This is a genomic window from Bacillus sp. 166amftsu (genome assembly GCF_900107445.1).
In the GTDB taxonomy this organism is placed as follows: domain Bacteria; phylum Bacillota; class Bacilli; order Bacillales; family Bacillaceae_G; genus Bacillus_A; species Bacillus_A arachidis.
The window spans coordinates 21,105-29,522 of the sequence record NZ_FNQA01000028.1 but is presented as its reverse complement, the minus strand read 5'-3'; the positions used below and the strand labels follow the sequence as shown (position 1 = coordinate 29,522).

The 8,418-nt window shown below is 30.2% G+C and carries 8 protein-coding genes; 7 read left to right on the top strand and 1 reads right to left on the bottom strand.

Going from position 1 to position 8,418, the window contains the following annotated elements:
• The first annotated feature begins 178 nt into the window (after positions 1-178).
• Complete coding sequence (locus BLV40_RS25760; protein WP_090695301.1) at positions 179-799, top strand: 2OG-Fe(II) oxygenase; 621 nt, start codon at positions 179-181, stop codon at positions 797-799.
• 894 nt (positions 800-1,693) lie between these two features.
• Here the strand turns inward: BLV40_RS25760 and BLV40_RS25755 are convergent.
• Positions 1,694-2,608, bottom strand: coding sequence for a PDZ domain-containing protein (locus tag BLV40_RS25755; RefSeq protein WP_090695297.1), 915 nt, complete (start codon positions 2,606-2,608; stop codon positions 1,694-1,696).
• Positions 2,609-2,686: 78 nt separating this feature from the next.
• Between BLV40_RS25755 and BLV40_RS25750 the strand changes: the two genes are divergently transcribed.
• The 6 genes from BLV40_RS25750 to BLV40_RS25725 all read left to right on the top strand — a co-directional run bounded on the left by BLV40_RS25750 (position 2,687) and on the right by BLV40_RS25725 (position 8,400).
• The gene (locus BLV40_RS25750; protein WP_090695294.1) at positions 2,687-3,577 is read left to right on the top strand and encodes a glycosyltransferase; all 891 of its coding nucleotides are present in this window, start codon (positions 2,687-2,689) and stop codon (positions 3,575-3,577) included.
• Positions 3,578-3,591: 14 nt separating this feature from the next.
• Complete coding sequence (locus tag BLV40_RS25745) at positions 3,592-4,917, top strand: aminotransferase family protein (protein ID WP_090695290.1); 1,326 nt, start codon at positions 3,592-3,594, stop codon at positions 4,915-4,917.
• A gap of 9 nt (positions 4,918-4,926) precedes the next feature.
• Positions 4,927-5,286 carry a cupin domain-containing protein gene (locus tag BLV40_RS25740; RefSeq protein WP_090695287.1) on the top strand — a complete coding sequence of 120 codons (360 nt, stop codon included), beginning with the start codon at positions 4,927-4,929 and terminating at the stop codon, positions 5,284-5,286.
• Positions 5,287-5,291: 5 nt separating this feature from the next.
• Entirely contained in the window at positions 5,292-6,212 is a 921-nt protein-coding gene (locus BLV40_RS25735) for a hypothetical protein (protein ID WP_090695284.1), read from the top strand.
• Positions 6,213-6,826: 614 nt separating this feature from the next.
• A complete protein-coding gene (locus BLV40_RS25730) occupies positions 6,827-7,459 on the top strand; it encodes a helix-turn-helix transcriptional regulator (RefSeq protein ID WP_090695280.1) in 633 nt (210 codons plus the stop codon).
• 17 nt (positions 7,460-7,476) lie between these two features.
• The gene (locus BLV40_RS25725) at positions 7,477-8,400 is read left to right on the top strand and encodes a tetratricopeptide repeat protein (RefSeq protein ID WP_090695276.1); all 924 of its coding nucleotides are present in this window, start codon (positions 7,477-7,479) and stop codon (positions 8,398-8,400) included.
• Positions 8,401-8,418: the final 18 nt, after the last annotated feature.

Sequence of the window (8,418 nt, the reverse complement as noted above, 5' to 3'; positions counted from 1 at the left end):
GTTGGCGGATTTTGCTAAAGACAAAGATGCTAAAGCTAGGGGTCCTGCTGTTAAACAAATTGCTGCAAAGGAATCAGCAGAAAAGAATCTAGTAGTTAAGCATTCAGATAATAAGTGATAAAAAGAGACCTAGTAGTATACTAGGTCTCTATATTAACAGTATATTGGAGTGGTCCAAATGGAAAAAAAATCAAATCATATTACGGACATTAGTTTTAAAGAGGTAAAATCTTTTAAAGATCCATTTTCACATATCTTGGTTAATGAGGTTTTAGCTCCAGCAGTTGCAAAACAGGTACTTGATTGGCTAAAGGAAACTGAACTATGGGAAATCCAAAATGCAACAAATCATAATTCATTAGCTTTTAATATTGACTTATCAGATGTTCCAGATAATTTAAAAGGAATATTTTCTGGAAACACTTTTTTAAAGCTGTTTAAAACTTTTGAAGACATATTTAAGGTGTCACTCAAAGAAACACTTGTTTTAACAGCTTTTATGTATAAAGAAGGTGGAGGGACTACAATACACACTGACTTTGAAACTGAAAAAATAAATACATTTACTCACCGCTTTATAATATATTTTAATGATGATTGGACTGAAAAAGATGGAGGAGCATTAGGGTTATTTCGCTCGGAAAGTGTTGAGGATTTAGTTAAAATTATCCCTCCCATACATAATACTGGAGTTGGGATGCTCTTTAGTCCTTTTTCGCACCATGCAGTAGGTGCAGTTAATAGTGGCACTCGCTATAGTTTAGTATTTTCATTATTATCAGACACCAAAAGTTATTAAAATAATATAAATGGTATATGGATTTTATAGTTTTCCGAAAGAAGACTCCTTCCTCAAAAATACAAAGTTATAAAATATTAATTTTAGGTGGGAAATGAATGTCAGTAGGAGTGAGCCTACGTTTTTTCATATATTGTAGGCAACATATGAAAGTTTGTGGTATAACCCATGTTAGTAAATAAAACAATGTAAATTTCGTATCTATCCAAATAAGAACCAAGAAATATTAATTATTAAAACAATGCTTGAAGTCGCTTTATATTTAAGATACCATTTTTTAATATGCTCAAATACCTTTTGTATAGTTCTAAGTATTTTGAGTGTAAAACAAGTGTGGAAAGTAGTTATTCTATGAGATAATTATTCAATTAGTAGTTCTTTTTACCAAACAAATCTTATTCATTATTTTAAATATTATTATTAATAGATTTTTAGGTTCATCTCTTTATATGATATCACTTGTGTAAGTTTATAAAGTTTTATATTCAATTTAAGACACATATACGAAGAGTTTTATGGATATACCTAAATTGAATTTTGACTGATAGGATAAATACTTCCTATCGAAATATTCATTTTATAAAGTTTTCATCTTGCCATCATTAAACTAAAGCAAAATAGCATCAAAAAGCTGTAGTAATTAATATGCTCTACAGAATTAATTAGGCGTAGAATATATCTGAAGTATACAATTTGTTAACTATAGGATGCGTATGTTTTTGTCTGCTATATAATGAAATTTTAAAACACGAAAAGACTGCAAGGCCTTCTTAAATAAGCACTTTGCAGTCTTTGAATTTTTAATAAGATCCCATGATATTATTAACTTATTCATCATCATTTTCTAATTAGTTACATTACTTATATACTTCTCTATTAAATTAATATGAACTCCTATTTATCATTATTTTTTCTTTCGCTAGCTACTTTTTCCAAAGGCTTTGTTAACGGGTCAATCATTCCTGTAAATCTGTCATTATATGTCAAAGTAGTGTTTGTTAAAAACTGTTGACCATCTCTAATATATTTAATACTTAAATTTTTCTTTTTTAAATAATGTTTAGACAAAACCCTTACAAAGTCATAGTAAGTAGGGACTTTATAACCATTTATATGTGTAATAATATCCCCATCTCTTAACCCAGCGTTGTATGCTGGTCCATTATTATAAACTTTGGACAGAAAATTTCCTTTTGAGTGAACCATATTATTTTGGGCTAATTGATTTAAATTAGCTGTGTAATTAAAGACTCCTAGTCTTGGATAATTGAATATCTCATTTCTCAAATCTAGTCCTAATTCAATTACACTTTTTAAATTATATAATGTTTGTCGCCAACCCATTTCAGAGCATTCTTTAACCCATTGCATCATTTCATTAGATTCGTATCCTCTAGAAATAACAATAATTTTAGTTGTATGTTCATTAATAGGAGATAGTTCGAAGCTTGTGGTTAAATTATAGAACCAGTTCTCTCCATTTGGAAAGAGTGCTTTATATTTTTCATAAAAGCAAATTAGGCGATTCTCTTTAAAACCTACACATGTTGATGAAATGGATAACTCCCCTAAAACTAGCTCAATTTGATCACCAAGATATATTCTTTTTTTTCCATTAGAGTTGGAAGCTATATCGCAAAGAAAAGCTTTCCAACCTTCTGTTGTTGAGATAAAATTCCACACTTTTTTAAGTGGAGCTGCTAAGTACTCCTCGTTTTTAGTAAAATCTTTTCCTAACAAAATTCTTTCACTCCTTTCTAACATAACTATAATAAAAATATATTTAAGGAACTTGGTTTTTTTTATCATTTTTGTCCCCCTAAAGCCGAGAACTTAAAAATACTAATGAGTAAAATATAAATAACAATATCGATTTGAGGTGTATTAATGGATGAGATTACTGTCATAATACCAGTATATAATCAAGCCTTTCCTCTCTCTTTAACCCTCTATGGATTTACTCGGCAAACCCCTCCTTTTAACAAGGCGCATATTATTGTAATTGATGATGGGTCAACAGAACCTGTTTCCGCTATTGTAGAAGCCTACTCAAAGGATTTGAATTTATCGTATATTCGAATTGCAAAAGGTGGAAGAGCAAAAGCAAGAAATCATGGTATAAAGCATGTGAAAGATGGAATGATTATTTTTAATGATGCTGATAGAATACCTAGAAGTGATTTTGTAAAAGCACATTATGAGGCATACAAAAAATTGGGGGATAATTTTGTAATAATAGGACAAGTAAGAGATTTATACCTGGCTGAACAACAAAATAGAAAGTATATATTAGACAGATTTGAACAGAAAAAGTGGGATAGAATTCCTCAATATTGTAGATTAGTTTATCAACTTTATAACAAAGATGGAAATACTCAATCTTCAATCGCTTGGCTATCAACTTTTTCTGGAAATCTAAGTATCTCAAAAGCTACTTTAAACAAGATTGGATTTTTTGATGAAGGATTTAAAGAATGGGGTTTTGAACATTTTGAATTAGGATTTAGAGCATATATGTATAATCAAAAGTTCTATTATCAGAGAGAAGCGCAAAATGTGCATTTAGCCCATCCAAGAAGATTGAATAACTATATTGAATCAATGAAAGAAAGTCACCATTATTTTTATCAGAAGCATAATAAAAAAGTTGTTAAGCATTTATTAGACTTTATGTTAGGAAAAATGAGTCTAGAAGAGCTTGAACATATTGGAAATTTTGGTTATACGATTGAGGATTCTTCTGTGAATAAATCCTTTGTTAAAATCACAAATTTTTAGGGAGGACGCTTGTAATGAAATATAATTATCTACACCCTTTTAGTATGATGCCAAAAATTGAAATGGAAGAAGCTGAAGATTTAACAAATAGTATTCAAAAGAGTTTTATTCATATTAATAGGGGACAAGATTGCTGGGTTTATGATGATCAAGAGAAACCATATCTATATCTAACAACAGCTGTTCCTACAGTAGGGTTATCAAACCAAGAAATCATTAATAAAATGACTAATCAGTTGAATACCCTAAGTTTTTTCTCAACATGTGAACAAAGTCATTATCTTGTGCAGCCTCTAGCGGAGAAATTATGTGAAAAATGTGGACCTAATTTTAATCTCGTTTCATTTGCTAATGATGGATCAGGAGCAGTTGAAACAGCTATGAGACTTACAAGGCAGTTTTTTAAGCAGCAGGGATCAAAAAAATGGAAATTTATAAGTTTTGAAGGGAGTTATCATGGAACTACTTTTGGATCAGGAGCAGTCACAAACTTGGGTATCAAAGAACAGTTTGGAAATGCACTTGAAGGGTGTATCACTTCGCCTTCTCCGAATTTATTCAGACAAAAAACTGAAGATACAGTTGAGAAGCTTATAGATTATTGCTTAGAAGCTTTGGAAATACGAATTTTAGATAATAACCCTGATGAGATTGCTGCTGTATTATTAGAGCCAATCCAGGGAGTGAATGGCATTATTCCTTTTCCAAGAGAATTTATCCAAGGGGTAAGACATATCACTCAGAAATATAATATCTTACTTATTATGGATGAGGTAACAACTGGGATTGGACGATGTGGGACGTTCACGGCATCTCAGTATTACGGCGTTACTCCAGATTTATTAGTCTTATCAAAGGGATTAACTGGCGGTTATTTTCCTATGGGTGCAACCTTAATTTCAAAGGAAATTTCACGAGAATTATTTAGTGATGGTGGTATTTTTCTACACGGTTCTACTCAATCAGGTCATCCAGTGGGGTGTGCTGCAGCCTTAGCTGTTTTAGATTATATAGAGAAGTATAATCTAATTGAAAATTCTCGTGAAAAAGGAACGTATATCCTCGAATCCCTTATTAAGGAATTAATGCATCATCCTAATGTAGGTGATATTAGAGGAGAAGGATTAATGATTGCTATAGAATTTATTGAAAATGAATCTCTAAAAACACCTGTATCTTTTGAATGGGGATACCAATTTAATAAAAATTTACAAAAAGAAGGAGTCTTGGGTAATTTTTTTAATTCAATTCTATTGATGTATCCACCACTTATTATCAATAAGGATGAATGTGATTTTTTAATAAAGGGTATAAAAAATGCTTTAGATAATATGAGATAGGAGGAAAATATGGAAACTAAACATTATATAGTTCACAAAGAAAATATGAAATGGGACGATGGCATGTATCCAGGAACCAGTATGTGTTATCTATGGGAAGAACCTGAAACCGGTCGCGTTGTTTTTCTTGTAAAAGTTGATCCGGGTGGAAGAATTCCCCTACATAATCACTTAAGAAGAGAAATAGCGTATTTAGTAGAGGGTGAAGTACGTTTGAATGAAGATATCATGAAAGCAGGAGATTTTTTAGTTGCAGCAGGCGAACAAGCTCATGATGTCTACACGGAAACAGGATGTACTTTTTTTATCTATATTGACTACAACCCTCAGAAAAATGAATTAGTTAATATCGAAACCAATAAGGAGTGAATTGTTTGAATTTTTCTGTATATGAAAATAAAAATTTAAATGATTATCAGTTACTTTTCGAGGCATTATTAAAAAGAAATGGATTATTTAATAATTTTATATGGAATGAGTGTGGATTATTTTATAAATTCAATCGGAATATTTCCAGGTTCATCTTTACACCTTATTACAGTAATTTTAATGAATCTCTTTTAGAGCTCCATAATATTAATATACAAGAATTTGTTTGTTATACAATAGATCATGTGGTTGATAAGTTACAGGAGTTAATTATGGAGCACCAGTCAGTGGGACTTATTATTGGAGAACCTTCGTTTGTTGAAAAAAGTGGATCATACTGGGAGCTAATAAGTATCGATTTAGAAGCTAAAGAATATGTACTAGTCAATCATTCAGAAAAAATTTTAAAATATTACAAAGAAGATACTTTAAAAAAGATGCTAAGTACAATTGATTCAACTGAACAAATTAGTAAGTATACACTATTTACCGCTCAAAAATCTTCCAAAGCATATTATCCTAAAAATACATCAGATTTGCTCCGACAAGTAAAAGAGTATATTACTATATCAGATGGTAAATATGAAATTAAGAGTGAAGAAATTAAAGAATGTGAACTAGGAATTAATGGATTGAAACAATTTATTCTTGATATGGCTGATATTAATTTAGAAGATTTAGCATTTTCCATAAAGCAATTTTCAATTTCTCGGTATAACTTTTCTTCTTTTTTAAAAGGTTTTTCACAAGAAGAACTGTCTAGTCAATTTCTAATTACCTCTAAATTATGGCTTGAAGCTTACTACATTATTACAAATTATCCTCAACCTCATATTTCTTTACTTCGTAGTCAATTTAATCAAATTTTAGAAATGGAAGCTAAAAATGTAGAATCCATGAAAGAATTTCTGCTAACTTTCCGATAATACCTTTAAATCATTGGATTTTCCTCCCCTACAATTAGAAAAAACTAACTATCTATAGTATTTACTATGAACACCACTTAATTTCTCGGCTTATATTAACTCCTTGATTCTTTGAGAAAAAAGAAGGTTTAGAAAAAATAATGCCTATGTACTACTTATTTATGAATTTTCCTCTTTATCGTTGAAAATAGCAATGAAAAATCTTAGTGAACATATTATTTGAAAATACTATGTTCATTAAACTAGAATACTTGGGGTTAAACAATAGTTATTGATTTTCATATCCCACATTTAAGTTTGAGGATGTTAAACGAATTCATATTTGAGTATATTTACATTGGCATATGCAACTTATAACAGAGACAGCTAAGAAGGTTTATATAATAAAACAGTTGGATAAAAATACATAAAGCTTTTCATGTAATATCTTTATGTATGAGGTTAATCGTTATTGCCGTTTTTCTGAATAGTCCTAATCCATAATTGTTTAATATAAATAATTATGGATATTTTTACAAATAAAGACAAAAAAGTACGAATATTTAGCTAATTAAGCATATTAAGTATATTCCAATGTTGTTAATATTGTAAAAAGGGGATTTGGAGGGGGAAAAATGTTAACAGAAGCTATCATTTTAGTATACAAGGATATAAATCAAGTAAATCAATTTTTGAGTAATCCTATCTATTCGAGAAGAGTGAAAACAATATTAGTAGAAAGCTTCGAAATGGTTGTGGAAGTAATTAGGGAAAAATCAAATGTCTTATTTATGTTAATAACGGGGGAAGAAATGTTTCCGAGTAGTTGGAAACTTAGTGAATTGAAATCACAAAATCCATTGTTAATATTAACAGGAACTTCTAAGCCTAATATAAACTTATTTCATAATTTTTTAGAATCATTAGGTATTTATGCAAATTCTATAGATGAAAATAGAATGTTTTATAAATCTTTAACTTATATTGAAGAGCATTTATATGATAATGAATTAAGTTTAGAAAGTGTAGCTGCACATATTTATGTAAGTAAAAGTCATTATTCTCGTACATTTCAGAGAATTGTTGGGAAAGGTTTTAAGCAATATATCATTCATAGAAGGATACAGAAAGCTAAAATGTTATTGGATCAAGGTTACTCGGTTACTGAAGTCTGTTTTAATACTGGATATACGGATCTGACACATTTTTCAAGAATGTTTAAAAAGGTGGTTGGAGAGAATCCATCCCAGTATCGATTAAAGAACTAACATAGGAGGAAGAAAAGTTGAAAAGAAAACGTATTGTAATAGCCAGTCTGTTAGTTGTTTCAGTTTGTATAATTTTATCTATATATAAGATTTATACGAAGCCTTATAAAATCCCAGAGATATCACAAGTTTCTTACGATGATTTAGGTGTTGATTTTAGTGAGGAGAAATCATTTTCCCAATTAATTGAAAAAGAAAAAAAACAAAAAAAGAAAGAAACTAGCTTGAAGAAATCTCTAAATGAATCCAATCATCCTTATTTAATGGCAATAATAAGTGAATTGCCTAAAGAAGAACAGATAGAGTACTTAAAAGAGGCAATAAAAGTCTCCCCAAATAATCATGTTTTATTAAATAAACTGAGAATGACTATGTTAAAACAAAAAAGAACTGAAGAGTATATAAATTTTCTTCAAGAAATAACGCCTTCCAATGATATTAAGCTTCATTTGGCATTATCATACGTAGATTTATTACAAGATCATGACTTGGGGACTGCTGCCCTAGGTCAGCGATCGACTCAATCTATCATGATTCTCAATGAAATATTAGAAGATAACCCAAACAATTTATTAGCACGTTATGCAAGGGGCGTAAATAATTTATATTGGCCATCGGGATTAAAAAGAACTGAAAAAGCTATACAGGATTTGGCTTTTTGTGTAGCAATAGCTGAGAAATTTTCGGATAAAAAATTTCCTATGTTTGAAAACTTTTACATTACATATGGAGATGCACTCGTCAAAGAAGGGGAAATTGCAGAAGGACGGGCAGTTTGGGAGAGAGGCTATGATCGATTTCCAAATAATAAGGATTTAGAGTTAAGAGCAAAGACAAAGAAAGATCGTGCATTAAAAGTTGTTGAAAAAGTCCGTGGTATTGATATTTTCCAAAGACCCGAGGACTCTATCACAGATCTTAATGTTCTATGGATAAATTAATAAATTAAGTAGGTGCTG

Coding starts and splice junctions, on each gene's coding strand:
- BLV40_RS25750 (WP_090695294.1), top strand. CDS start 2,687: ATGGATGAGATTACTGTCATAATACCAGTATATAATCAAGCCTTTCCT.
- BLV40_RS25745 (WP_090695290.1), top strand. CDS start 3,592: ATGAAATATAATTATCTACACCCTTTTAGTATGATGCCAAAAATTGAA.
- BLV40_RS25760 (WP_090695301.1), top strand. CDS start 179: ATGGAAAAAAAATCAAATCATATTACGGACATTAGTTTTAAAGAGGTA.
- BLV40_RS25755 (WP_090695297.1), bottom strand. CDS start 2,608: ATGATAAAAAAAACCAAGTTCCTTAAATATATTTTTATTATAGTTATG.
- BLV40_RS25740 (WP_090695287.1), top strand. CDS start 4,927: ATGGAAACTAAACATTATATAGTTCACAAAGAAAATATGAAATGGGAC.
- BLV40_RS25730 (WP_090695280.1), top strand. CDS start 6,827: ATGTTAACAGAAGCTATCATTTTAGTATACAAGGATATAAATCAAGTA.